This is a genomic window from Peribacillus simplex, from assembly GCF_030123325.1.
GTDB classification, from domain to species: domain Bacteria; phylum Bacillota; class Bacilli; order Bacillales; family DSM-1321; genus Peribacillus; species Peribacillus simplex_D.
This window is the reverse complement of record NZ_CP126106.1, coordinates 3,781,492-3,807,575: the sequence shown is the minus strand read 5'-3', so window position 1 is coordinate 3,807,575 and position 26,084 is coordinate 3,781,492. Positions and strand designations below refer to the sequence as shown.

At 42.5% G+C, this 26,084-nt stretch carries 19 protein-coding genes; 18 read left to right on the top strand and 1 reads right to left on the bottom strand.

Annotated features, from left to right (window positions below):
* The first annotated feature begins 1 nt into the window (after window position 1).
* From QNH43_RS17955 to QNH43_RS17920, 8 genes are all read left to right on the top strand, one after another.
* Entirely contained in the window at window positions 2–895 is an 894-nt protein-coding gene (locus tag QNH43_RS17955) for a polyprenyl synthetase family protein (RefSeq protein WP_283915139.1), read from the top strand.
* A 249-nt stretch (window positions 896–1,144) separates the two neighbouring features.
* A complete protein-coding gene (dxs, locus tag QNH43_RS17950) occupies window positions 1,145–3,037 on the top strand; it encodes a 1-deoxy-D-xylulose-5-phosphate synthase (RefSeq protein ID WP_076365431.1) in 1,893 nt (630 codons plus the stop codon).
* A 4-nt stretch (window positions 3,038–3,041) separates the two neighbouring features.
* Window positions 3,042–3,869 (top strand): TlyA family RNA methyltransferase, encoded by an 828-nt coding sequence (locus QNH43_RS17945; RefSeq protein WP_283915138.1) that lies wholly within the window; start codon window positions 3,042–3,044, stop codon window positions 3,867–3,869.
* Between the two features lie 326 nt (window positions 3,870–4,195).
* Window positions 4,196–4,645 carry a transcriptional regulator AhrC/ArgR gene (ahrC, locus tag QNH43_RS17940; RefSeq protein WP_034308279.1) on the top strand — a complete coding sequence of 150 codons (450 nt, stop codon included), beginning with the start codon at window positions 4,196–4,198 and terminating at the stop codon, window positions 4,643–4,645.
* Window positions 4,646–4,667: 22 nt separating this feature from the next.
* The gene (gene recN / locus QNH43_RS17935) at window positions 4,668–6,383 is read left to right on the top strand and encodes a DNA repair protein RecN (protein ID WP_283915137.1); all 1,716 of its coding nucleotides are present in this window, start codon (window positions 4,668–4,670) and stop codon (window positions 6,381–6,383) included.
* 161 nt (window positions 6,384–6,544) lie between these two features.
* Window positions 6,545–7,837: a SpoIVB peptidase gene (gene spoIVB, locus QNH43_RS17930; RefSeq protein ID WP_283915136.1), complete on the top strand. Its 1,293-nt coding sequence runs from the start codon at window positions 6,545–6,547 to the stop codon at window positions 7,835–7,837.
* Between the two features lie 329 nt (window positions 7,838–8,166).
* Window positions 8,167–8,958: a sporulation transcription factor Spo0A gene (gene spo0A / locus QNH43_RS17925; RefSeq protein WP_283915135.1), complete on the top strand. Its 792-nt coding sequence runs from the start codon at window positions 8,167–8,169 to the stop codon at window positions 8,956–8,958.
* Between the two features lie 432 nt (window positions 8,959–9,390).
* Entirely contained in the window at window positions 9,391–10,125 is a 735-nt protein-coding gene (locus QNH43_RS17920) for a glycerophosphodiester phosphodiesterase (protein WP_283915134.1), read from the top strand.
* Between the two features lie 43 nt (window positions 10,126–10,168).
* Here QNH43_RS17920 and QNH43_RS17915 read toward each other — a convergent pair whose 3' ends face one another.
* Complete coding sequence (locus QNH43_RS17915) at window positions 10,169–10,405, bottom strand: DUF2627 domain-containing protein (protein ID WP_076365441.1); 237 nt, start codon at window positions 10,403–10,405, stop codon at window positions 10,169–10,171.
* Window positions 10,406–10,609: 204 nt separating this feature from the next.
* Between QNH43_RS17915 and QNH43_RS17910 the strand changes: the two genes are divergently transcribed.
* The 10 genes from QNH43_RS17910 to QNH43_RS17865 all read left to right on the top strand — a co-directional run bounded on the left by QNH43_RS17910 (window position 10,610) and on the right by QNH43_RS17865 (window position 25,497).
* A complete protein-coding gene (locus tag QNH43_RS17910) occupies window positions 10,610–12,667 on the top strand; it encodes a sigma-54 interaction domain-containing protein (RefSeq protein ID WP_283915133.1) in 2,058 nt (685 codons plus the stop codon).
* Window positions 12,668–13,035: 368 nt separating this feature from the next.
* On the top strand, window positions 13,036–14,133 hold the full coding sequence (gene bcd / locus QNH43_RS17905; RefSeq protein ID WP_076365445.1) for a branched-chain amino acid dehydrogenase: 1,098 nt from the start codon (window positions 13,036–13,038) through the stop codon (window positions 14,131–14,133).
* A gap of 131 nt (window positions 14,134–14,264) precedes the next feature.
* On the top strand, window positions 14,265–15,686 hold the full coding sequence (gene lpdA, locus QNH43_RS17900; RefSeq protein WP_283915132.1) for a dihydrolipoyl dehydrogenase: 1,422 nt from the start codon (window positions 14,265–14,267) through the stop codon (window positions 15,684–15,686).
* Between the two features lie 24 nt (window positions 15,687–15,710).
* On the top strand, window positions 15,711–16,706 hold the full coding sequence (locus QNH43_RS17895) for a thiamine pyrophosphate-dependent dehydrogenase E1 component subunit alpha (protein ID WP_048679300.1): 996 nt from the start codon (window positions 15,711–15,713) through the stop codon (window positions 16,704–16,706).
* Window positions 16,707–16,718: 12 nt separating this feature from the next.
* Window positions 16,719–17,702, top strand: a complete 984-nt coding sequence (locus tag QNH43_RS17890; RefSeq protein ID WP_098369855.1) for an alpha-ketoacid dehydrogenase subunit beta — start codon at window positions 16,719–16,721, stop codon at window positions 17,700–17,702.
* Between the two features lie 26 nt (window positions 17,703–17,728).
* Window positions 17,729–19,015 (top strand): dihydrolipoamide acetyltransferase family protein, encoded by a 1,287-nt coding sequence (locus tag QNH43_RS17885; protein ID WP_283915131.1) that lies wholly within the window; start codon window positions 17,729–17,731, stop codon window positions 19,013–19,015.
* 636 nt (window positions 19,016–19,651) lie between these two features.
* Entirely contained in the window at window positions 19,652–21,529 is a 1,878-nt protein-coding gene (locus QNH43_RS17880; protein WP_283915130.1) for a methylmalonyl-CoA mutase family protein, read from the top strand.
* A 1-nt stretch (window position 21,530) separates the two neighbouring features.
* On the top strand, window positions 21,531–23,723 hold the full coding sequence (scpA, locus tag QNH43_RS17875) for a methylmalonyl-CoA mutase (RefSeq protein WP_283915129.1): 2,193 nt from the start codon (window positions 21,531–21,533) through the stop codon (window positions 23,721–23,723).
* Entirely contained in the window at window positions 23,723–24,850 is a 1,128-nt protein-coding gene (gene meaB, locus QNH43_RS17870) for a methylmalonyl Co-A mutase-associated GTPase MeaB (RefSeq protein WP_283915128.1), read from the top strand. The genes scpA and meaB overlap by 1 nt, the downstream gene beginning before the upstream one ends.
* A 209-nt stretch (window positions 24,851–25,059) precedes the next feature.
* Window positions 25,060–25,497 carry a BrxA/BrxB family bacilliredoxin gene (locus tag QNH43_RS17865; RefSeq protein ID WP_034308239.1) on the top strand — a complete coding sequence of 146 codons (438 nt, stop codon included), beginning with the start codon at window positions 25,060–25,062 and terminating at the stop codon, window positions 25,495–25,497.
* Window positions 25,498–26,084 lie beyond the last annotated feature (587 nt).

Genomic DNA, 26,084 nt, shown 5'->3' with positions numbered 1-26,084 from the left:
CATGGGTACGGCGTCCTTTGAAATGTTTTCTAAAGAATATAAGGCGGTTATAGAACGGGAAATCGTGGAATATGTCAATAAACTTAAGGCCCCTGCAGTGGTCAAAGAAGCCATGATCTACTCTCTGGAGGCAGGAGGTAAACGGATTCGCCCGTTATTGGTCTTTGCCGTTCTGGAGGCCTTTGGAAAAAACTTGAGGATGGGGATTCCTGCAGCGGCTGCAATTGAAATGATTCATACATATTCTTTGATTCATGATGACCTTCCGGCGATGGATGATGATGATCTCCGGCGCGGAAAACCGACGAACCATAAAGTGTTCGGTGAAGCGGTAGCAATACTGGCAGGTGATGCGCTTCTTACATATAGCTTTCAATTGGTGACGGATATGATCGATCCCGAGGTGACGGCTGAAATGAAGCTGAACCTAGTAAGTGAAATTGCGAGTTCTGCCGGAGCCGAAGGGATGGTTGGAGGTCAAGTTGCGGATATGGAAGGTGAAAATAAACAGTTGACCCTTCAGGAATTGGAGTATATACATGAACATAAAACAGGGAAGTTATTGACTGCAAGCATCCTTTCCGGTGCTACATTAGCCGGGGCGAATGAAGAACAGCAACTTCATTTACGTGATTTTGCATACCACCTGGGGCTTGCTTTTCAAATTCGCGATGATATCCTGGATATTGAAGGGTCAGTCGAGTTGATCGGAAAGCCGGTTGGCAGTGATGTGGGGAATCATAAAAGCACATATCCCTCTTTACTTACGCTTCAAGGGGCAAAGGAAAAGTTGGAACATCATATAGAACTTGCTCATGCAGCTTTAGGAAAAACAACCTTACAAACGGGTTTGTTGAATGAACTGACTGATTTAATAGCGAACCGTAATCATTGATTGTGGCTAAATTTGTTATCAATTGAGGTTTTATGGTATACTCATTGTGCAAAAATATGTGAAAATCAAAATGAATTTTTTTATTGAAATACGTGATAAAATAGGTATAATAAGCCGCCGAAATCACCTGGGTGTTGGCGGCTATTTTTTAACTTAAAACCAATTTTTCGGTCTAGTCAGCCATAGTCCTCATTAATGAGGCTTTGTTTATGCTTACAACCGAAAATTACAGAAAGTGAGTGGTCCTGTTTGGATCTTCTATCTATAAAAGACCCTTCTTTTTTGAAGAAGATGAATAATGAAGAACTTGTCGAGTTAAGTGTGGAAGTACGTAAATTCCTTGTGGAAAAATTATCGGTGACCGGTGGGCATATTGGGCCCAATTTGGGTGTCGTCGAGTTGACTATAGCCTTGCATAAAGAATTCGACAGTCCGAATGATAAAATCTTATGGGATGTCGGACATCAATCCTATGTCCATAAAATCCTGACTGGCAGGGCAGGAGAGTTCGACACCTTAAAGAAATATAAAGGTCTTTGCGGTTTTCCAAAAATGATTGAAAGCCCCCATGATGTTTGGGAAACAGGTCACAGTTCGACTTCCCTTTCAGCTGCAATGGGAATGGCGGCTGCCCGTGATATCAAGGGTGAAAGCAGTTTTATTTTGCCTGTAATCGGGGACGGTGCACTAACAGGCGGAATGGCGCTTGAAGCGTTGAATCATATCGGTGATGAAAAAAAGGACATGATCGTTATCCTGAATGATAATGAAATGTCCATAGCCCCTAACGTAGGTGCATTACACACGATATTGGGAAGATTGCGGACAGCAGGTAAATATAACTGGGCAAAAGATGAATTGGAGCTGCTTTTGAAAAAAATTCCTGCAGTCGGTGGTAAACTTGCAGCTACAGCTGAACGCTTGAAGGATAGCATGAAGTACTTATTAGTCTCAGGAATCTTCTTCGAAGAGCTTGGTTTCACATACCTTGGACCAGTGGATGGTCATAATTATGAAGAATTACTGGAGAATTTAAGATATGCCAAGAAAACGAAGGGACCTGTACTGCTGCATGTCATCACGAAAAAAGGCAAAGGATACTCACCTGCCGAATTGGATACAACAGGGAACTGGCATGGGACAGGCCCATATAAGATCGAGACTGGCGATTTCGTGAAATCCCCTAGTAAAGGTCCTGCGTGGAGCGCTCTTGTAAGCGATACTGTCAGCAGGCTAGCTCGTGAAGATGAGCGGATTGTCGCGATTACACCTGCAATGCCCGTAGGATCGAAGTTGGTGGGCTTTTCTCAAGAGTTCCCAGAGCGTTTCTATGATGTAGGGATTGCCGAGCAGCATGCTGCAACTTTTGCTGCAGGATTGGCAACGCAAAAAATGAAACCTTTCCTGGCCATATATTCAACCTTCCTGCAAAGAGCTTATGACCAGGTCGTTCATGATATCTGCCGTCAAAATTTGAACGTATTCATAGGGATCGATCGTGCTGGATTGGTTGGTTCCGATGGTGAAACGCATCAAGGCGTTTTCGATATTGCTTTCTTACGCCATGTTCCGAATATGGTGTTAATGATGCCTAAAGATGAAAACGAAGGTCAGCATATGGTCAATACAGCCTTAAAATATAATGATGGTCCGATTGCTATGCGTTTCCCTCGTGGAAATGGTTGGGGAGTTGTGATGGATACCGATTTAAAGCAGATTCCAATCGGTTCGTGGGAAGTTCTTAAAGAAGGAACGGATGCTGCCATCTTAACGTTCGGAACAACTATTCCCATGGCTCTTGAAGCGGCAGAACTGCTGGAGAAAGAGGATTATTCAGTCAAGGTGATCAATGCCCGGTTCATTAAGCCTTTGGATGAGAACATGCTAAGCAGTCTCCTTGGTGAAAAAATGCCAATCTTGACAATAGAAGAAGCGGTTCTTCAAGGTGGTTTTGGTAGCTCAGTACTTGAATATGCTCATGATCAAGGATTTTATGGGGCAATTATAGATCGAATGGGAATACCTGATTATTTCATTGAACATGGAAGTGTCGATGAACTTCTTGAAGAAATCGGTTTAACGACTGAGACAGCAATCAAAAAGATTAAAATGATAACACCCAAAAAAGAAAAAAGGGCCTGACAATATGAAAGTAATGAAAGAAAGAGTGGATGTATTACTTGTAGAACAAGGCTTGGCCGATACACGTGAAAAAGCGAAACGTATGGTTATGGCAGGCCTTGTCTACGCGAATGAAGAAAGGTATGAGAAACCGGGGGAAAAAGTGCCGGTCGATCTCGAATTTACGATCAAAGGAAAAGTCATGCCTTACGTTTCAAGAGGCGGTCTTAAACTTGAAAAGGCATTAAGGGAATTTGATTTACAGGTGAATGGAAAAATACTGCTTGATATAGGATCATCAACTGGTGGGTTCACGGATTGTGCTTTGCAAAATGGCGCCAAAATGTCTTATGCGCTTGATGTCGGCTATAATCAACTTGCCTGGAAGCTTAGGCAGGATGAGCGGGTAAAAGTAATGGAACGGACCAATTTCCGTTATGTTACACCCGCCGATCTCGATGGGGAGATGCCAAACTTTGCAAGCATTGATGTTTCTTTCATCTCGCTTACGTTAATTTTACCGGTGTTAAAGACCTTGCTCGTCCCGAATAGTGATGTCGTTGCCTTAGTTAAACCGCAATTCGAAGCTGGGAAGGATCAAGTGGGTAAAAAGGGGATTGTTCGTGATCCCAAAATCCATAAACAAGTGTTGGATAAGATCATTTCTTTTTCTTTAAAGGAGGGCTATGATATTAAGGATGCCTCCTTCTCACCGATTACCGGCGGTGATGGAAATATTGAATTCTTACTTCATTTACACTGGCAAGGTACGAAGGAAGATGGAGCGATATTGCTTTCGAAAACGGTTGATGACATCGTTGGAGAGGCCCATGCCCAATTTAAAAAAGAATAGCTAGAACTTTGTATGTGCTCCTTTGGCTGAATGGTTGGCTAAAGGAGCTTTTTAACTATACATTGTGCGTCATGACTTGAATCATTTATCGCTGGATATATAAAATAGGTAAGTACGAATAATAGACTTGTATTCATTTTTAGAGAAAAAGTTGTACAATTGCATAAAAATCCGATAACATTAATATTAGCCACTTTCACAAGCGGCCTATTTGCACGTACTGATGACCGAAGCAATCCCGTATTGGGACAGCCTGCTTAAGTAAGAAATGAAAGTGATGCCATTACCATTAAATGAGCAACAGTTGAGAAGAGGTGCTTCTACTTATGAATAAAGGACAACGACATATAAAAATAAGGGACATTATAACGAATAATGATATCGAAACCCAGGATGAGTTAGTTGAAGAATTGAAATTAGCTGGATACAATGTGACTCAAGCCACTGTTTCCAGGGATATTAAAGAGCTTCACCTTGTAAAAGTTCCTTTAACGGATGGAAGGTATAAATACAGTCTGCCGGCCGACCAACGTTTCAATCCACTTCAAAAATTAAAGAGAATCCTTGTCGATGCATTTGTACGCATTGACTCCGCCAACAATTTACTGGTTATGAAGATGCTCCCAGGTAATGCCCAGGCAATCTGTGCATTGATTGATAATTTAAATTGGCAAGAAATACTCGGGACGATCGGCGGCGACGATACTTGTTTAATCATCTGCCGTTCTGAGGAAGATGCAAAGATCATTTCCGGCAAATTCTTGGACATGCTCTAATAATGTTGTGAGGTGACCTAGTTTGTTAACAGAACTATCGATTAGGAATTTTGCGATCATAGACAGCCTGTCCGTTTCATTTGAGAAAGGCTTGACGGTCTTGACAGGAGAAACAGGGGCAGGGAAGTCAATCATAATAGATGCCGTTCATCTTTTGGTTGGGGGACGTGGTTCTGCAGAGTTCATTCGGCATGGTGAGTCGAAGGCTGAAATAGAAGGATTATTCCAAATTGAAGATGAAAAACACCCGGTCTTTGCCAAAGCGGAAGAGTTTGGCATCGATATGAATGATGGGATGGCGATACTTCGAAGGGATATCTCACTGAGCGGCAAAAGCGTTTGCAGGGTAAATGGAAAGCTTGTAACGATTTCCACCTTACGTGAGATAGGACGGACGTTGATAGATATCCATGGTCAGCATGAACATCAGGAATTAATGGACGAACGACTCCATCTTCCACTGCTCGATCAATTCGGCGGTGAAAAAATCGCATCTGCACTCACTGAATACCAAAAGCTATATAAACGTTATGAAACCGCTTCTAAACAATTGAATGGTTTGAGCCAAAATGAACAGCAAATGGTCCACCGCCTTGATTTGATTCAATTTCAATTCGATGAAATCCAAAAAGCTGATTTGAAATTACGCGAAGATGAAGAATTGATGGAAGAGCGGAAGAAAATTAATAATTTCGAAAAAATCCATGAAGCGCTCCAAACCAGTTATAATGCTTTAAATGGTGAGCAGCATGCAATTGATTGGCTTTCCGTAGCCATGAATAATTTGGAGGAAGCGGCAGGGCTTGATGAAGGTTTAAAGAGCAGCTCTGAAACCGTTTCAAATAGCTACTTCCTGCTTGAAGAGGCCGTGTCTAACATCCGTGACCAATTAGACTCTTTGGATTATGATACAGAGCGAGTGGAATTCATTGAAAGTCGCCTTAATGAAATAAATCAATTAAAACGTAAATACGGGCGGACCATCGAGGAAATCCTGGAATATGGGGCCGCTATCGAAGAAGAAGTCGAAAAACTGCAAAATAGGGAAACCCATATAGCGAAGCTTGAAAAGGAAATGAAATCCATCAAGGCAGATTTAATTGTCGAAGCAAAGAATCTGTCTGAACTTCGCCAGAAATTCGCTCAGCAGCTAACCAAAAAGATTCATCAGGAATTAAAAGATTTATACATGGAAAAGACAATTTTCGAACCACATTTCCTTCAAACGGCCTATACTTTCGATGAATTGTCAGATAGGGGCATCAATCAGTCAGGACTGGATTCAATGGAATTTTATATTTCCACCAATCCAGGTGAACCATTAAAACCTCTTTCTAAAATTGCATCTGGTGGTGAACTGTCGAGGATCATGCTGGCATTGAAAAGCATATTCTCCAAGCACCAAGGCATAACTTCCATTATATTTGATGAAGTGGACACAGGTGTGAGCGGAAGGGTTGCGCAATCCATTGCCGAAAAGATCTATAAAGTGGCAACTGGATCACAAGTACTTTGCATATCCCATTTGCCACAGGTGGCAGCTATGGCGGATACTCACCTTTTCATAGCGAAAAATGTAAGGGCCGGACGCACGAATACTTCGGTAAAGCCGTTAATTGAAACTGAAAAAATAAAAGAAATTGGCAGGATGATTTCAGGAGTGGAGATAACGGATTTGACGAAACAACATGCCAATGAATTAATCCAGCTTGCCAAAAGGCTGAAAATTACATCTTGAAGGGCCGATAAGAAGATTAATTAAACTAATCATAAGCATTCATTGTAAAGCTATCCAAAAACGGATAGCTTTTATTTTTTGCACCTGTTATAAATGACTGTCATGAGGGCTAAATTAAAGGTGTAGCCATTAAGTTTCAGAGAGCGAGGAGAGTGAATGGATTGAAATTTATATGGATAAACAGGATCATCGGTGGAATTCTCCTTGTTTCGCTATTAACATTAGGGTTATACCAGCCAACTCGTGAATATTTTTTAATTCCAAATCATCTTGTACTATTTGAAGGAAGTCAATATAGTATTTCCAAATCATTGCCTGTTTCTGCAAAAACTTCGGGATCCAGTGATGGATTTTCCCTTCATGATGAACAAGCCTCGATTACGCTTGGTGCTGAGAAACCAGGTACGAATGAAGTGTTACTCGATGTAGCAGGCTTGCCTGCCAAAAAGGTCGACATCAGGGTGTTAAAAGACTTTAAAGTCATGCCTGGTGGCCAATCAATTGGAGTGAAGCTTAATACTCTTGGGGTGCTCGTAGTAGGTCATCATCTTATTGATACTGCGCAGGGGAAAAAATCACCGGGAGAAAAAGCGAAAATTGAAATCGGTGATATTATTACAGAAATCAATGGTCAGACGATAAAGAAGATGGGGGATGTAACCCCTTTTGTTCAGCAGGCAGGCGAAAAGGGTGAGGCGTTGAATCTTGTCATTAACCGTGATAACGAAGTGCTCCACAGTACCCTATTACCTCTAAAAGATAAGAATGAAGGAACTTACAAATTGGGTTTGTATATCCGTGATTCGGCAGCTGGCATCGGAACGATGACGTTTTATCACCCGGATTCAAAAAAATATGGGGCGTTGGGACATGTCATATCCGATATGGATACAAAAAAGCCGATTGTTGTTAAGGACGGACAGATTGTTCAATCGACGGTCACATCCATCGAAAAGGGAAGCAATGGTGATCCCGGAGAAAAATTGGCACGCTTTTCTTCTAATAAAGAAAAAATAGGAAATATCAATCGCAATAGTCCCTTTGGAATTTTTGGGAAATTAAATCAAGATTTTAAAAATGGAATTAACGATAAGCCACTCCCCATCACCCTTTCCCATGAGGTAAAGGAAGGACCGGCAAAAATCCTTACAGTGGTGGATGGTTCTGAAGTGGAGGAATTCGATGTCGAAATCGTCAGTTCCATACCACAGAAGTTTCCTGCAATTAAAGGAATGGTCTTAAAAGTGACGGATAAAGAATTACTGCAAAAAACAGGTGGGATCGTTCAAGGTATGAGCGGCAGTCCTATCATACAAAATGGGAAATTAATCGGTGCAGTCACCCATGTATTCGTTAATGATCCTACAAGTGGGTATGGAGTCCATATCGAATGGATGTTAAACGAAGCCGGTATAAATATATACGACAAAAATAATTATGAAAAGGCAAGCTAAGAATCCGGGTATCCTTTGGGATGCCCCTTTTTAATGGAAAGTTAGGTTAACATAGGTTTTAGGTAGGAATTAAATTTGATTTCTTCAAAAAATAGAGGTTTTTTTAAAATGGTATGATAAAATGATAACGATATGAAGATTTTTCGACAATCGCTTTATTCGAATAGCAAACGAAGTCGAAAACAAGAGATATCCGGAGAATAATATTGAATTCCTTATATTTTTTCAAAAATAAAAGGAATTTAGTTTCCATTGTCGAAAAGTTCAATTACAATAGAATTTAGTCATATAGAAAAAAAGACCAATTGTAGTTGAGGAGGAAATCAAGCGTGAAAAAAATTAAGGTGTGCGTTGTAGATGATAATAGAGAACTTGTTGGCCTTCTGGAAGAATACATTTCTGCACAGGAAGACATGGAAGTAATTGGGGTGGCACATAACGGTCAAGATTGCCTGGGGATGCTTGAAAGCGTTGATCCGGATATATTGATCCTCGATATTATCATGCCTCATTTAGATGGATTAGGTGTACTAGAAAAACTTCGTGAAGTAAAACGGGGTGCTATGCCTAATGTGATTATGCTTCCTGCCTTTGGTCAAGAAGATGTAACGAAAAAAGCTGTTGATTTGGGTGCGTCTTACTTTATCCTGAAACCATTCGATATGGAAAATCTGGCCAATCATATACGTCAGGTAAGCGGTAAAGGGCAGGCGGTTTTAAAAAATCATAGTCAATTTAGCTATCGTCCCCAAAATGAATCCAAGCCGAAGAACCTCGATGCCAGCATCACGAGCATCATTCACGAGATTGGAGTGCCTGCACATATTAAGGGCTATTTGTATTTAAGGGAAGCGATATCAATGGTATATAATGATATTGAACTATTGGGTTCTATCACCAAAGTTTTATATCCGGATATCGCAAAAAAATACAATACTACGGCCAGCCGTGTTGAACGTGCTATCCGGCATGCGATTGAAGTGGCCTGGAGCCGTGGAAATATAGAATCCATATCATCTCTTTTCGGATATACCGTAAGCATGACTAAGGCAAAACCTACAAATTCCGAATTCATTGCCATGGTTGCCGATAAGCTGCGCCTCGAACATAAAGCTTCTTGACAGGGATAGGGGCAAACCGGTTGTAAGGAACAATTGACCATATAAAGGCTAGAGCCGCTAAATATAAATAGGAACTCTCCGTCTGGAGGTAAAGGACAGGAAGAAGTTGCTTCTTGATTTTTTCTAATCGGCAACTTCAAATTTTTTATGCCGGTTAAAAAAAATTAAACGCCTTTTATTTATTGGATTTTGAAGGAAATCCCATAAATAAAAGGCGTTTTTGTTTGGCTGAAAAGCCCAATGGCCTTCCCGGATACCCGCTTGCAAATAAAAAGCCTGGAAAAGAAATTGAGTGTTTTGACGAAAGGAACATTCTATGCAGAAAATAATCACCTGCATTTTGATTGAAGGATTGATCTAGATGAAAATAATTTGCTGTTTCTGTTCATAAAATTGGGATATAACAATAATAGAGAGAGGCGGCGTTTCATCATGACCTTAATCTTTGCGCATCGAGGCTCTGCAGGAACACATCCGGAAAATACGATGTCGGCGTTCAAAGAAGCTGCCCGTGTCGGAGCGGACGGAATTGAAACGGATGTCCAGCTCTCGAAAGATGGAGAAGTGGTCATCATTCACGATGAAAAGCTCGATCGGACAACGAATGCCTCGGGGTATGTAAAAGACCGGACCTTGATGGAGTTGAAAACACTTAATGCTTCCGCAAACCATAAGGGTAAATGGGGAAAAGAAAAGATTCCGACGCTTGAAGAACTATTTATTTGGCTTTACGATAATCAGCTTTTTTGCAATATTGAATTGAAAAATACGCTTTTTCTGTATCCAGGCTTAGAAGAGAAAGTCATCCGGCTCATCCGTACTTACGAAATGGAGGAAAGGGTGATCCTTTCTTCCTTCAATCATTATAGTTTGGTCAATTGCCACCAATTGGCACCTGAATTGGAAACAGCACCGCTTTATAGGGATGGTCTATACATGCCGTGGATATATGCCAAGGCAATAGGCGGAAGTGCAATTCACCCAAATATCCGGGCTGCCCCTGATGCGCTAATTCAAGCATCGGTGAGTATGGGTGTTCCTGTACGGCCATATACCATTAATGAAGAAGCCGATATGAAGCGGTTATTCAAACTGGGATGCAGCGGCATCATAACCGATTTTCCCGAGGCAGCCGTACGGATCAGAGAAGGATTGAAATCAAGATAAAGAAAGAAGGTGCCATATGATATATGGCACCTTTTAATTATGTTTAAAATTTATTGAACCTGCTTTGGACCTTATTTTGTTTTCGGTCTCGATGAAGGATGAAGCCGGCGATAAAGGCTATTCCGCCAATCGTAATGAGCAGTCCGATTAAAAATTGCAGCCAAAGGAATGGATAGGGAGGCTGTAAAATACCGAACACCATGTCCCTCATTATTTTTATGCCATAGGCAGCAAAGGCACCGGGTATAAAAAGAATCAAAAAAGCGATTAAACGTTTCATGCGGTCAAATCCCTTCCGAAAATTCCGTCTTTAAAAAATGATAAAGGATATAAATTATTTGTCAAGTTTCGGGAATCTAGATAATGACTGGGAGTTGGTGGCTGTTTTTAAAGGGAACAGATATGGTAAAATGGTTCGAGTATGAAAAAAATTGCAGGGAATGATCTATTAAAAGGGATCATTATATTTTAAGGGGGATGGCTCATGCAAAAGGTCATGATAGTAGGTGGAGGAGTGGGAGGGACAACCGTGTTGAAACTCCTATCGGAAAGTGAAGTATTCTCCATTGTTTGTATGGCTGATACGAATGAATCCGCTGAAGGGATGCTTGCTGCAAAGGAGCGAAGGATTCCTACGGTGACTGATTGGAGCATGGGATTGGAGCGGGATTTGGACATCATTTTTGATACGACCGGAGACCCATCTGTCTATAAAAAGATAAAAAGGGACATGGGCGAACAAACGATTCTCATTCCTGGAAGTGTCGCCCTCATTATGACTAAGTTGTTTGAAGAGAAAAATCGTTTAATAAGTAAATTGGAGAATACCTCGGCAAAAATGGACTTGATCCTTAATACGACCAGTGAAGGGATGGTGGTGATTGATCATGAAGGATTCATCATCATGTTCAATGATAGTGCGGAACGTGCATCTGACACAAAGCGCGAAGATGTGATAGGCAGGCATATTAAAGATTTCATCCCTTCAACTGGATTGCTGCGAGTGATGCAAACGAACCAAAAAGAAGTAAATCAGGAAATCACCCTTAGCAATGGGATGGAACTTATAACGACAAGGATACCTCTTGTGAATGCCGATAAAGAAATCATAGGGGCCTTTTCCGTGTTCAGGAATAAAACGGAAGCTGTACAATTGGCAGAGCAGATCACTGATTTAAAAGAGATACAGACGATGCTCCAGGCGATCATTCAATCCAGTGATGAAGCCATATCCGTTGTGGATGATCAAGGCAGGGGGCTTTTGATTAATCCGGCATATACAAGAATCACCGGCTTAACAAAGACCCAAGTGATCGGTAAGCCGGCTTCCATCGATATTTACGAAGGTGAAAGTATGCATATGAAAGTGCTTCAGACAAAAAAGCCTGTTCGGGGTGTCAATATGCGTGTCGGCCCAAAACATAAGGAAGTGATCGTGAATGTTGCTCCAATCATTGTGGATGGATGCCTGAAAGGGAGCGTTGGCGTCATTCATGATGTATCGGAAATTCAAGCCTTGACCCACGAACTGAATCGGGCAAGACAGATTATCCGGACATTGCAGGCTAAATATTCTTTTGATGATATAATTGGGGCTTCCGAAGAGATGAAGCTTCCCATTGAACAGGCGAAATTATCTGCAAGAACACCTGCTACTGTCTTATTAAGAGGGGAATCAGGGACTGGCAAAGAGTTATTTGCTCATGCCATACATAATGCGAGCGATAGGAAATTCAATAAATTCGTACGGGTAAATTGTGCGGCCATCTCGGATTCATTACTTGAAAGTGAACTGTTCGGTTATGATGAGGGGGCCTTTACTGGGGCAAGCAGGGGCGGAAAGGTCGGTTTTTTTGAAGAGGCAAATCAAGGGAGTATCTTTTTGGACGAAATTGGTGAATTGCCAGCCAACATCCAAGCAAAATTACTTCGGGTATTACAAGAAAAGGAAATCATCAGAGTGGGGGGGACGAAGCCGATCCCCATCAATGTACGGGTCATAGCCGCTACGAATATCAATCTTGAACAGGCCATCGCAAACGGATCATTCAGGGAAGACTTGTATTTCAGGTTGAACCGCATGCCTATTTTCATTGCACCATTAAGAAAGAGAAAAGAAGATTTGAGAGAATTGGCGGAGCATTTGATTAATAAAATCAATCAGGAGTATGGACGGAGCATAGAGGGAATTACAGCAGCAGCTATACATAAAATGCAAATTTACAACTGGCCGGGTAATGTGAGGGAACTGGAAAATATCTTAGGACGGGCAATCATTTTCATGAAATTGAACGAGACGGTCATTGATATTCATCATATACCGGATTTTATCGAAGAGATTCCATTAAAACAGGAGAAATTAATAATGAAGCCTTCTGGCTACGTATCGGGGAAACCGCTCTCGGAGATAATAGACCAGTATGAAGCCGAAATCATTCAGCAAGCGTTCCTTACCCACAAGGGAAATAAAACACTTACGGCAAAAGCGCTGGGGATTTCAGTTAGAAATCTATATTACAAAATGGAAAAACTAAAACTGTGAAAATTCTTGCACGCAAATAATTGCGTACTATGAAAAAAACTGCGCGGAATTTTCTGATTTATTTTAATTTAAGCGAGACTCCACTTCTAACATGAAATTTTTTTGAATTTGTTATAGGCTATAGTTGCCCATCATATTAACCAGCATCTCCTTTATTTGGATATAAAGGCTCGCATTATGTATTTTAGTGGCATGTTATTTGCATATTTAAAAATGCATGGATCTTTTCAAGGGAACCATTCCCCATGGGGAAAATATCATGCTAGTAGCGAATTTTATTTAAAATGAACGTAGTAACAAGTAAGAATGAGTAGTAATTCAGTGTCTCATATCTGACATGTATTAAAACATCTAGGGAGGATTCCTTTATGGAAATTTTTAAATATCTTGAGAAGTATGATTACGAGCAATTGTTATTCTGTCAGGATAAACAATCGGGTTTGAAAGCGATTATTGCCATTCATGATACGACATTAGGGCCTGCGCTTGGAGGCACTAGGATGTGGACGTATGCATCTGAAGAAGATGCCATTGAAGATGCCTTAAGGCTTTCAAGAGGAATGACATATAAGAACGCAGCTGCCGGCTTGAATTTAGGCGGGGGAAAAACCGTCATCATCGGCGATCCCCGTAAGGATAAAAATGAAGAAATGTTCCGTGCATTCGGAAGGTATATCCAAGGGCTGAATGGGCGTTATATAACAGCGGAGGATGTAGGTACAACGGTTGAGGATATGGACCTCATTCATGAGGAGACGGATTTTGTCACTGGGATTTCCCCTGCATTCGGTTCTTCGGGCAATCCTTCCCCTGTAACTGCATATGGTGTATATCGCGGTATGAAAGCTGCTGCAAAAGAGGCATTCGGAACTGATTCCTTAGAAGGCAAGGTGGTTGCGGTCCAAGGCGTCGGGAACGTTTCTTATAACTTATGCCGTCACCTTCATGAGGAGGGCGCCAAGCTTATCGTTACGGATATCAATAAAGAAAGCGTGGCCCGTGCGGTTGAATCCTTTGGGGCGACTGCAGTTGATCCTGATGAAATTTATGGAGTCGACTGTGATATCTATGCACCTTGTGCATTAGGGGCTGTCATAAATGATCATACAATCAATCAAATCAAGGCGAAGGTCATTGCAGGTGCGGCCAATAATCAATTAAAGGAACCTGTTCATGGCGATCAAATTCATGAAAAAGGCATTATATATGCTCCAGACTATGTAATTAATGCAGGTGGAGTCATAAACGTGGCCGATGAGCTTTTAGGATATAATCGGGAAAGAGCCCTTAAGAAAGTGGAAACGGTTTATGATACAATTGAAAGAGTCATCGAGATTGCAAAACGTGATCAAATCCCAACTTATAAAGCAGCGGATAGGATGGCAGAGGAGCGAATTGCTCGCATGAGGAATTCAAGGAGCCAATTCTTGCAAAATGAAAAACATATCTTGAATGGAAGAAAATGAATGTAATTTACAAGATATAGATTCCTGTGTTTTTTTAAATAAACACAGGAATTTTCAACATGGATAACGTAATAAACATATGGCAAGTAAAAATGGTGACAAATAGTATGTATTCGTGAGGAGGAGTGGTTTTGGCTGAAGAATTTGACCTCGTTATCCTCGGAGGAGGAACAGGCGGGTATGTGGCGGCAATAAGGGCTGCTCAATTAGGATTGAAAACGGCTGTCGTGGAGAAAGGCAAGCTCGGCGGAACGTGTCTACATAAAGGCTGTATCCCTTCGAAAGCACTTTTAAGGAGTGCGGAAGTTTATCAGACTGCAGTGAAAAGTGAGGAATTCGGTATTGTTACCGGGGATGTGAAGGTAGACTTCCTTAAGGTGCAGGAAAGAAAGAATAAAGTGGTCGATCAACTCTATAAAGGTGTTCAGCATTTGATGAAACAAGGAAAGATAACGGTTTATGAAGGGTTAGGGCGTATACTTGGTCCTTCCATATTTTCACCGATGCCTGGGACAATTTCCGTGGAAATGAATAATGGCAGTGAAAATGAAATGCTCATTCCTCAGAACATCATCATTGCCACCGGTTCGCGTCCGAAGACACTGCCCGGTTTAACGATTGATGGAGAATTTGTGCTTACATCGGATGAAGCTCTAAAGCTTGAGAGCCTGCCAAAATCAATGATTATTGTAGGCGGTGGAGTTATCGGCATTGAATGGGCTTCGATGCTCAATGATTTTGGTGTGGAAGTGACAGTACTTGAATATGCAGATAGAATCATCCCGACTGAGGACCATGATATTTCCAGTGAAATGCTTCGTCTCCTAACGAAAAAAGGCGTCAAATTCGTTACAGGTGCCAAGGTATTGCCTGAAACCCTGAAAACGGATGTTTCAGTTTCCATTTCTGCAGAAGTCAAAGGTTCGGTAGAGGAATTCACAGCTGAAAAAATGCTGGTTTCCGTAGGCAGATCAGCAAATGTTGAAGGGATCGGCCTTGAAAATACGGAAATTGTGAAAGATAAAGGTTTTATTGAAACCAATGACTTCTTCCAAACGAAGGAATCACATATCTATGCAATCGGTGATTGTATTGGCGGTCTGCAATTGGCTCACGTTGCCTCCCATGAAGGTATTACGGCAGTTGAACATATCGCAGGCCAAAAACCGGAACGGCTGGATTATTCGCTCATTTCAAAATGTGTGTATTCAAGCCCTGAAGCTGCAAGTGTCGGGTTGACGGAAGAACAGGCAAACAAGGAAGGTTATGACCTTAAAATTGGGAAATTCCCATTCCGTGCAGTTGGTAAGGCCCTTGTTTTCGGGGAAGCGGATGGCTTTGTCAAAATCATCGCAGATAAGAGAACGGATGATATACTGGGCGTTCATATGATCGGACCACATGTTACGGATATGATTTCAGAAGCGGGACTTGCAAAAGTGCTTGATGCGACACCTTGGGAAATAGGCAAGACAATTCATCCGCACCCAAGTCTATCTGAAGCAATCGGAGAGGCGGCCCTTGCTGTCGATGGACGTGCCATTCATTCATAAAGAATAAGGTCAGGAGGTTTTATGATGGTAGAAAAACGTCATGAACAATTAGGCTTAAATGAGGAAACGGTTTTAGATATGTACCGGACAATGCTTTTGTCCCGCAGAATTGATGAGCGCATGTGGCTTTTAAACCGATCCGGGAAAATTCCCTTCGTGATTTCCTGCCAGGGGCAAGAAGCTGCACAGGTTGGGGCTGCGTTTGCGCTTGATCGGCAAAAGGATTATGTACTGCCTTATTATCGGGATGTCGGTGTGGTGCTTACCTTTGGAATGACCGCAAAAGACTTGATGCTTTCAGGTTTCGCGAAAGAGGAAGATCCCAATTCCGGCGGGCGCCAAATGCCTGGTCATTTTGGTCAAAAGAAAAATAGGATCGTCACTGGTTCATCGCCTGTAACGACACAGGTCCCGCATGCTGTCGGGATTGCCCTTGCAGGGAAGATGGAAGGTAAGGATTTGGTAACATTCGTAACGTTTGGGGAAGGTTCATCCAATCAGGGCGATTTTCATGAAGGGGCCAACTTTGCAGGTGTGCACAAGCTACCGGTCATTTTCATGTGTGAAAATAATAAATATGCGATTTCAGTTCCTATTGAGAAACAGCTATCTTGTGAAAATGTTTCCGACAGGGCAATTGGCTATGGGATGCCTGGTATAACGGTGGATGGCAATGATCCATTGGAAGTGTATGCAGCGGTGAAAGAAGCGGCTGACCGTGCACGTAGGGGTGAAGGCCCAACTCTTGTAGAAACCGTTTCATACAGGCTCACACCTCATTCAAGTGATGATGATGACCGAAGCTACCGGACTGCGGACGAAGTGGCCGAAGCCAAAACGAAGGATTCCATAATGACATTTGGAGCGTATTTAAAAGAAGTGGGAATCATGGATGATGACCTTGAAAAACAAATGAATGATGAAGTCATGAAGATAGTAAACGAAGCAACCGATTATGCTGAGAATGCTCCATATCCGAAGGCTGAAAGTGCTATGAATCATGTGTATGCACAAAAGTAAGGGGGTAATAGAATGCCAGTGATTTCTTATATAGATGCCGTGACAATGGCAATGAGGGAAGAGATGGAACGTGATTCCCGTGTATTCGTATTGGGAGAGGATGTAGGAAAAAAAGGTGGGGTCTTTAAAGCCACTAATGGTTTATACGACCAATTCGGTGAAGCCAGGGTCATCGATACCCCGCTCGCTGAATCTGCAATTGCAGGAGTGGGAATTGGAGCCGCCATGTATGGACTTCGGCCGATAGCTGAGATGCAATTTGCTGATTTCATCATGCCTGCCATTAACCAAATCGTTTCAGAGGCAGCCAAAATTAGATACCGTTCTAATAATGACTGGAGCTGTCCTATGGTTATCCGTGCCCCGTATGGAGGAGGGATCCATGGAGCTCTTTATCATTCACAATCGGTTGAAGCAATCTTTGCCAATCAGCCGGGCTTGAAAATTGTGATGCCTTCCACTCCTTATGATGTAAAGGGTTTGCTTAAAGCTGCCATTCGCGATGAAGACCCAGTGCTTTTCTTTGAACATAAACGCGCATACCGCTTGATCAAGGGTGAGGTGCCCACTGAAGATTATGTACTTCCCATCGGTAAGGCGGAAGTGAAAAGGGAAGGGGAAGACATTACTGTCATCTCCTATGGCCTTTGTGTGCATTTTGCCCTTCAGGCAGCAGAAAAATTAGCTGCAGATGGAATTTCTGCACATGTTCTTGACTTGCGTACGGTCTACCCTTTAGATAAGGATGCTATCATAGAAGCAGCTTCTAAAACGGGGAAAGTATTGCTGGTCACGGAAGATAATAAAGAAGGAAGCATCATGAGTGAGGTCGCAGCCATCATTGCCGAGCATTGCCTTTTTGATTTGGATGCCCCTGTAAAACGTTTGGCCGGACCTGATGTACCTGCCATGCCATATGCGCCTACGATGGAAAAGCAATTTATGGTGAACCCTGATAAAGTGGAAAAAGCAATGAGGGAATTGGCCGAGTATTAATGACTGTTAAGAAGGAGGAAAGAATTATGGCTATGGAATTAATGAAGATGCCTCAACTAGGCGAAAGTGTCACAGAGGGAACCATCAGTAAATGGCTTGTGAAGCCTGGGGATCATGTCACGAAATACGACCCGCTAGCTGAAGTGATGACGGATAAAGTAAATGCTGAGGTTCCTTCTTCCTTCACCGGCATCATCAAGGAATTGAAGGCGGATGAGAATCAAACATTGGCAGTCGGGGAAGTCATTTGCTCGATTGAAGTTGAAGCGGCAAAGACGGATAACGAAAATGCGGGGCAAGTTTCTCATAGTGAGGAAAATGTTAATGCACCTGTTACAAGAGATGTGCAGCAAGCGTCGGCCGAACCATCAAGGAAAGCTCGCTATTCGCCAGCTGTGTTAAAACTTTCCCAGGAGCATGGAATCGATCTTACAAAAGTTAAAGGAACGGGGAATGAGGGACGGATCACCCGTAAAGATTTACTGAAACTTGTTGAATCAGGGAATCTTCCTAAGGCGGATGAGCCTGCCGCAATATCCGAATCGGCTCCTGAAGAGACCGCCACTCAAGTTATTCGTCGAACCAATCCAGTACCTAATGTGCCGACTGCTGCTGGTGACAAGGAAATACCTGTTACCGGCATCCGTAAGGCAATTGCGTCCAATATGTTGAAAAGTAAGCACGACATTCCGCATGCTTGGACGATGGTGGAAGTTGACGCAAGCAATATGGTGAAGTTGCGTGATAATCTTAAATCCGACTTTAAACAAAAAGAAGGCTATAATTTAACGTACTTTGCCTTTTTCGTAAAAGCGGTTGCTCAAGCCCTTACGGAATTTCCAGAGCTCAATTCGATGTGGGCAGGCGAAAAAATCATACAAAAAAAAGAAATCAATATATCAATAGCCGTTGCAACCGAAGATGCCTTATTTGTACCGGTCATTAAAAATGCAGATGAAAAATCAATCAAAGGTATAGCAAGGGAGATACAGGAACTCGCATCCAAAGTGAAGGCGGGTAAGTTAAAAGCAGAGGATATGCAAGGTGGTACGTTCACTGTTAATAACACTGGCTCATTCGGTTCTGTCCAGTCCATGGGAATCATCAATCATCCACAGGCGGCCATTTTACAAGTTGAAACGATTGTAAAACGTCCAGTGGTCATAAATGACATGATTGCCGTACGAGATATGGTGAATCTCTGTTTATCACTTGATCATCGTGTTTTGGACGGACTGGTATGTGGACGATTCCTTGCAAGGGTTAAAGAAATCATCGAAAAGATTTCCAAAGATAACACTTCCATATACTAAAATGAAGAAAAGGAAGGCCGGAAGGTCATCCCTTCAGAATGTAGGCAAACTCGATGAAAATCGAGTTTGCCTACATTTTTTTAGATTGGTACAATTTGTACGATGGTTGGAACTCCAGGCACTCGATTTTCCGGGTGGGTCCGCCCTCGGCGCTCTTTGGCGCCTGTGTGGTATTTCCTTGGACGCACTATACCCGCTAAAGTCTCGCACTCCCATTCCAATCACCTTTTTTAAAAAAAATTGATAGAAACCATAACTATGGTGAAGTAGGTGGTTCTTGAATCATCACTGCTATGCCGAAGTCGATTGCCAAAGTTTAGACCCTGTCCTTTCTCTTTTCGTAGAAAAACATCGACAAATATTTTATTTTTGCTATTATTTTATTAAGAGCTGTTCTAATACAGATCAGGGGCTGTACTTGATTTAAAAAAAGTGAAATAGGCTAGTGGTTTCCCAAATAACAGATTTACTAATTTCTATTGTCTTAAATTTCAAGAAAATTATGGTAGAATGTTAGTATAATCCAGATTAAATTGACGGGAGGGTGGTTTTCTTATCCAAAACTGACTGAGCGTTCGTTCTCCCAAAGAAAGGACAGGGCGTATGAGGCGGCAGGAGATAAGAAAGCGATTACAGATGGAACTGAAAGATGTAAAAAACATAACCTTTCCGAAGCCTTCTTTTGAAGAGTGGAAAGAAGCTGCGGAAGCAAGTTTAAAAGGGAAAAGTGTAGAAAAATTAAAAACGAATACATATGAGGGCATCACTTTATATCCGCTCTATACAGAAAAGGCGGATTCACCGGAAAAAGCAGCTGAATTACCAGGATTTTTCCCTTTCACCCGAGGAACGTCCCCAACGGGATATCATGAAAAACCTTGGCTTGTCGTTCAACCTGTAAGCGGTATCACAGCCGAAGAAGCAAATGAAAAGATGAAGGCTTCATTCAAACGTGGTCAAAATGTCGTGGCATACCCTGCACGATTGCTTGCCGAGGGAGCAAGGGCAGAAAAATTGTTTAAGGATATCCCATTAAAAGAAATCCCGGTTTTCATTGACCTTAAGGGGAAACAAAAAGGATTATTCCCTCAATTCAAAGCTGTTGCCGAAGCTCAAAATGCCCAATTGACAGGCGTTATTGCTGAAGATCCCATTGCAGAATGGCTCATTTGCGGTCAGCTGCCAGAAGATACGGATAACTATTTTGCAGACTGGCTGAAGACAATCCAAGATTATCAGAATGTAGGCAGGGATTTAAAAACAATTTTGATTAATACGGCAGTCTACCATAATGGGGGAGCTAATGCCGTACAAGAAATAGCTTACGGATTATCGGCTGCCGTCCAATATCTATTGGAGGGTGAAAAACAAGGGCTCTCCATTGCCTCGGTTTCCGAAAAAATGGTATTCTCTTTTGCTTTGGATTCAAATTACTTCATGTCCATCGCTAAACTGCGGGCTGCCAGAAGGCTTTGGGCAGGTCTTGCAGAAGCTTTCGATACAGCGGCGGACCATTTTAAAATGGCGATACATGCCGTTACTTCCGAGTTGACTGAAACGCTTTATGATCAGCATGTCAATATTCTTCGGACCACAAACCAAGCTTTCGCTGCAGCTATTGGAGGCATTCAATATCTTCAAATTCATCCATTCACACACGCAACTGGTGAAACCGATGATTTTTCAGAAAGGATTGCCCGTAACACACACTTGATTTTAAAAGAAGAAACAAATATCACAACAGTGGTCGATCCTGCTGGCGGTTCATGGTATGTTGAGCAACTAACGGATGAATTGGCTGAAAAGGCTTGGGCGAAATTCCTTGAAATCGATGCAGCTGGAGGGATTCTTGAGCTAATTAAACAAGGCACCCTTCAGACAGAAATAGCTGAAGTTTATCAAGGAAGAGTTCAAAATGCGGCTTGCAGAAAAGAAAGTATCATCGGAACGAATGTATATCCGAATCCCGCTGATAAGATTAAAACCCCGACACGGAATAACCATGTGTCATATATGAAAGTCGAGAAGCCGGTCGGCATTACCCCACTTGACTTGGATCGGGTATCCATTCAGTTCGAACAGATAAGAATACGCAGTGAAAAGTATAAAGAAATAAGTGGAACCACTCCAACTATCGGTTTGATTAATTTGAAAGATCTCAAATCCTATAAACCTCGTGCAGATTTCTTTAAAAGTCTTGCCGCAGCAGGTGGTATTGAAACAATCGGCAGCAAGGGGTGTCAAACCATTGAGGAAGCAGTCGATTATGTAGCTGCGACCAAGCTCCCTATCTATTGTGTTTGCGGCAGTGATGCTGACTATTCGGAATTAGCGCCAGTCACCATTAAAGAAATTAAAAAGCAATTCCCTGAAATCACCATTTATTGTGCCGGCAAGCAAAAAGAAGAATTGGAGATTACACTAAGTGAAGCAGGAGTCAAGGATTTTATCCATGTTAAAACGAATGCAATATCCATTTTATCGGAATTGTTGCAGAAGCTAGGGGTGAACTGAAATGAAAAGACCGAATTTTTCTGCTATAAATCCTGCTAAGTCAGAGATTAAAGGTACGGTGGAAGCATGGAAAAAGGAAGCCGAAAAAGCAGTTGGGAAAAACATGGAGGATCTTCTGTTTGAAACCAACGAACAAATAAAAATCAAACCGCTTTATGTTGAGGAAGATAATCGCGATTTGGAGCATATGGAAAGTGTGCCAGGCATCGCTCCTTTTACAAGAGGGCCCTATCCTTCCATGTATGTCAATCGTCCTTGGACGGTACGCCAGTATGCAGGGTTTTCGACTGCCGAGGAATCCAATGCGTTTTACAGGCGTAATCTGGCTATGGGGCAAAAAGGGCTCTCAGTTGCTTTTGATTTAGCTACACACCGCGGTTATGACTCCGATCATCCACGTGTTGTCGGTGATGTGGGGAAGGCGGGAGTTGCCATTGATTCCATTCTTGACATGAAAATCCTGTTTGACGGCATTCCGCTTGATCAGATGTCCGTGTCAATGACGATGAATGGTGCTGTATTACCCATCCTTGCATTTTATATCGTCACAGCTGAAGAACAAGGCGTAACACAGGATAAGCTTTCAGGCACGATCCAAAATGACATCTTAAAGGAATACATGGTTCGGAATACGTATATCTACCCACCTGAAATGTCCATGAAAATCATAGCTGATATATTTGAGTATACATCCAAATATATGCCCAAGTTCAATTCCATTTCCATCTCCGGCTATCATCTGCAAGAAGCGGGGGCGCCGGCTGATATCGAACTTGCCTATACTTTGGCGGATGGGCTTGAGTATGCACGTACCGGAATGAAAGCAGGTATTGATATCGATAAATTTGCACCACGCCTGTCATTCTTCTGGGCTGTAGGAATGAACTATTTCATGGAAGTGGCGAAAATGAGGGCAGCTCGCTTCATTTGGTCCAAACTGATGAAACAATTCGAACCGAAGAATAATAAAGCGATGGCATTGAGGACGCATTCACAAACCTCCGGCTGGAGCCTCTCCGAGCAGGATCCGTTTAACAATGTCGCAAGGACCCTTATTGAAGCGCATGCGGCTGCACTTGGGCATACACAGTCCCTGCATACAAACGCATTGGATGAGGCCATTGCCCTGCCAACTGATTTCTCGGCACGCATTGCACGTAACACACAGCTATATCTGCAGGAGGAAACCGGGATCACAAAAGTGATCGATCCATGGGCGGGTTCATACTATGTAGAATCGCTCACAAATGAATTAATCGAACGGGCTTGGGCTCACATAGAAGAAATCGAAGGTCTCGGCGGAATGGCGAAGGCAATTGAAACGGGCCTTCCAAAAATGAGGATCGAGGAAGCAGCTGCAAAGCGTCAGGCTAAAATCGATTCTCAAGTTGAAACGATCGTAGGCGTCAATAAGTATCGTTTGAAAAAAGAAGATCCTATTGAAATACTGGAGATTGATAATACGGTGGTTCGCGAAAGTCAGCTTAAGCGTTTGAGCGAATTAAAAGCGAAACGTGATCAGGCAAAGGTGGATGAAGCTCTTCAAGCGCTATCCATGGCAGCCAGAACTGGCGAAGGTAACCTTCTTGAACTGGCTGTCCAAGCTGCAAGAGTCCGGGCTTCATTAGGTGAAATATCCGATGCGATCGAAGAGGTGGCTGGACGTCACAAAGCAACAATCCGTTCCATCAGCGGCGTATATAGCTCGGCATACTCAAAAGAAGCGGAAATTGAGGAAGTCGTCCGCATGACGGAAGAGTTCCTTGAAAATGAAGGAAGAAGACCGCGTTTGTTAATGGCTAAAATGGGCCAGGATGGTCATGATCGCGGAGCTAAAGTAGTAGGAACGGGGTTTGCGGATTTAGGCTATGATGTCGATATCGGTCCATTATTCCAAACACCGAAAGAAACCGCCATCCAGGCCGTGGAAAATGATGTGCATGTAGTCGGAATGAGTTCGCTTGCTGCCGGCCATAAAACTTTGTTGCCGCAGCTCATGACTGAACTGAAGAACTTGGGCCGTGAGGACATTATAGTGATCGTAGGTGGCGTCATCCCTGTACAGGATTATGATTACCTATTGGAAAATGGGGCTACAGCCATTTTTGGACCTGGTACGGTCATTCCACAGGCAGCGAAGAAAGTGCTTCAGGAAATATACAATCGCCTCGGATATGAGGAAGTGGCCCAATAATGAGTGAAGACAAGAAGCCGGAATGGGTCGATCTTAACAATCAGGAAGGTTTTGCATCTTCATTGAAGCCAGGTGTGGAATTAACTGCCAGCCAAAACAAACCTTCAAAAAGCAAATTCGTCAAAAAACATAATGTAAACATACCGGTCCATGAACTTAAAGAGGGAATCATAAAAGGGGACAGGGCTAAGCTAGCTAAAGGGATTACATTGGTTGAAAGCAATGCATCCCACCACTTGGATCATGCACAGGAATTATTGCATGCCATCCTACCTCATACAGGGAACTCGATTCGCATCGGGATTTCCGGAGTGCCCGGTGCCGGAAAAAGTACCTTTATCGAGACGTTCGGAACCTACTTATGTGACAGGGGCCATAAGGTTGCCGTTCTAGCCGTCGATCCAAGCTCTTCAATCAATGGCGGTAGTATACTAGGTGATAAGACAAGGATGGAGGAACTGGCAAGAAACCCCCATGCCTTCATAAGACCCTCACCATCCGAAGGCACTCTGGGCGGAGTTCACCGCAAAACGAGGGAAACGATGTTGCTTTGTGAAGCGGCAGGATTCGATGTGATACTGATAGAAACTGTCGGTGTCGGTCAGAGTGAAGCTATAGTTCGAAGTATGGTCGACTTCTTCATGCTCCTCGTCCTAACGGGTGCCGGAGATGAATTACAAGGGATGAAAAAAGGGATTCTGGAACTTGTCGACGGAATTGTGGTCAATAAAGCCGACGGAGAGAACATTCCGCTGGCTATTAGGACGAAGTCCGAATATAGCAGAATCTTGCACTTCCTTCAGCCAGCAACAAAGGGATGGGCAGGAAAGGCATATGCTTGTTCTGCCATAACCGGTAAAGGAATCCCTGAGCTTTGGGATGTATTGAATGAATTTTCCGATATGACCAAGGAATCGGGTGTTTTTCAGGAACGGAGAAGAATGCAATCTAAGGAGTGGCTTTATTCATTGATTGATCACCAGCTTAAAACGATGTTTTATAAAAATGAAACTGTCAAAGGTCTTCTACCTATACTCGAGAATCAAGTGATGTCAGGGAATAAAACGGTCACTGCTGCTGTTAAGCAGGCCTTTCAATCTTTTACAGAAACATTTAAATCAAATTAAAAAAGAAATAGCATGGGGCATGCGTGGAATGTCTTCTAAGCATGCCCCATCCTTTTGCAAGTCTTGTTGTCTCACACATGATTCCCGCTTCTATTTCGTTTTAAACATGTTCTGAACGGTTTCTGCGGTTTAACAGGTAAATTTATTGAATCACGAAGTGGCAATTGTTATGATAGGATTGAAGAGAAAACTTGGAAGGAGCAAATGCCATGAATATGGATTTTAATTTTTTAATGAACGACGTAGTCAAACAGGCTCGCGATGAGATAAAGACTGCTGGATATACAGAATTGACCACTCCCGAGGAAGTAGAGGAAGTATTTGCACAAAAAGGAACGACACTTGTCATGGTAAACTCCGTTTGTGGCTGCGCTGGGGGAATTGCTAGACCTGCAGCTGCTCATGCAATCCATAATGATAAACGCCCAGATCAGCTTGTAACCGTTTTTGCTGGGCAAGATAAAGAGGCGACGGAAAAAGCCCGTGATTATTTCGAAGGGTATCCGCCGTCATCCCCATCATTTGCACTGCTGAAGGATGGAAAAATCATCACCATGATAGAGCGTCATGAAATTGAAGGGCACCACCCGATGTCTGTAGTAGAAAAATTACAAGACTACTTCGATCAATATTGTGAAGAAGTGTAAGTCCATAGCCATAGCTATAGCTAAAAAACCCGCCCAATCGGCGGGTGTCAGTTTGTAGACAAAAGGGGTTCGGAATCCGTCTCATCCCGAACCATGATGATAAAAAGAAGACATGGTTATCCCTCATGAATTTTACCTTTTTTATAGGGAATGAAATCCTTATTGGATTGAAGAAATATGCGACACTCCTGCCGAATTACTGTCTAGCCGAGACCCCGCAGGCGCTTGCGCGAGGAGGCTTGGCGGACAGTCGGCGGAAAGGGAGCGGATTTCTGAAATCAACTGGAATGTTTTTTTAGAAACAAAACGTAGTCAAACTCGCTTTTCTTGAAGTTTGACTACGGACTGAAAACCGCCCATCCGGCGGTTTTTTTTATTCATGATTTTGCATAAGTCAGGGGCATTTAGGAAAGAAGATAGATAAGGATGCCGATATCTTCCCATTGGAGTTTAAAGCGCGAAACTTAGAAATAAAATTATAGCAATATTCTGAAAAATAAATCTATTATTTACGTTATTGAATAATTATAAGAGTGTGTTAAAATACACATTAGTGTATGAATATTAGTTATTCAAATTTTAACTAA

Excerpts from the sequence above, each read along its gene's own strand:
- QNH43_RS17955 (WP_283915139.1), top strand. The coding sequence starts at position 2 with ATGGGTACGGCGTCCTTTGAAATGTTTTCTAAAGAATATAAGGCGGTT.
- QNH43_RS17945 (WP_283915138.1), top strand. The coding sequence starts at position 3,042 with ATGAAAGTAATGAAAGAAAGAGTGGATGTATTACTTGTAGAACAAGGC.
- ahrC (WP_034308279.1), top strand. The coding sequence starts at position 4,196 with ATGAATAAAGGACAACGACATATAAAAATAAGGGACATTATAACGAAT.
- QNH43_RS17920 (WP_283915134.1), top strand. The coding sequence starts at position 9,391 with ATGACCTTAATCTTTGCGCATCGAGGCTCTGCAGGAACACATCCGGAA.
- QNH43_RS17915 (WP_076365441.1), bottom strand. The coding sequence starts at position 10,405 with ATGAAACGTTTAATCGCTTTTTTGATTCTTTTTATACCCGGTGCCTTT.
- QNH43_RS17910 (WP_283915133.1), top strand. The coding sequence starts at position 10,610 with ATGCAAAAGGTCATGATAGTAGGTGGAGGAGTGGGAGGGACAACCGTG.
- bcd (WP_076365445.1), top strand. The coding sequence starts at position 13,036 with ATGGAAATTTTTAAATATCTTGAGAAGTATGATTACGAGCAATTGTTA.
- QNH43_RS17895 (WP_048679300.1), top strand. The coding sequence starts at position 15,711 with ATGGTAGAAAAACGTCATGAACAATTAGGCTTAAATGAGGAAACGGTT.
- QNH43_RS17890 (WP_098369855.1), top strand. The coding sequence starts at position 16,719 with ATGCCAGTGATTTCTTATATAGATGCCGTGACAATGGCAATGAGGGAA.
- QNH43_RS17885 (WP_283915131.1), top strand. The coding sequence starts at position 17,729 with ATGGCTATGGAATTAATGAAGATGCCTCAACTAGGCGAAAGTGTCACA.
- QNH43_RS17880 (WP_283915130.1), top strand. The coding sequence starts at position 19,652 with ATGGAACTGAAAGATGTAAAAAACATAACCTTTCCGAAGCCTTCTTTT.
- scpA (WP_283915129.1), top strand. The coding sequence starts at position 21,531 with ATGAAAAGACCGAATTTTTCTGCTATAAATCCTGCTAAGTCAGAGATT.
- meaB (WP_283915128.1), top strand. The coding sequence starts at position 23,723 with ATGAGTGAAGACAAGAAGCCGGAATGGGTCGATCTTAACAATCAGGAA.
- QNH43_RS17865 (WP_034308239.1), top strand. The coding sequence starts at position 25,060 with ATGAATATGGATTTTAATTTTTTAATGAACGACGTAGTCAAACAGGCT.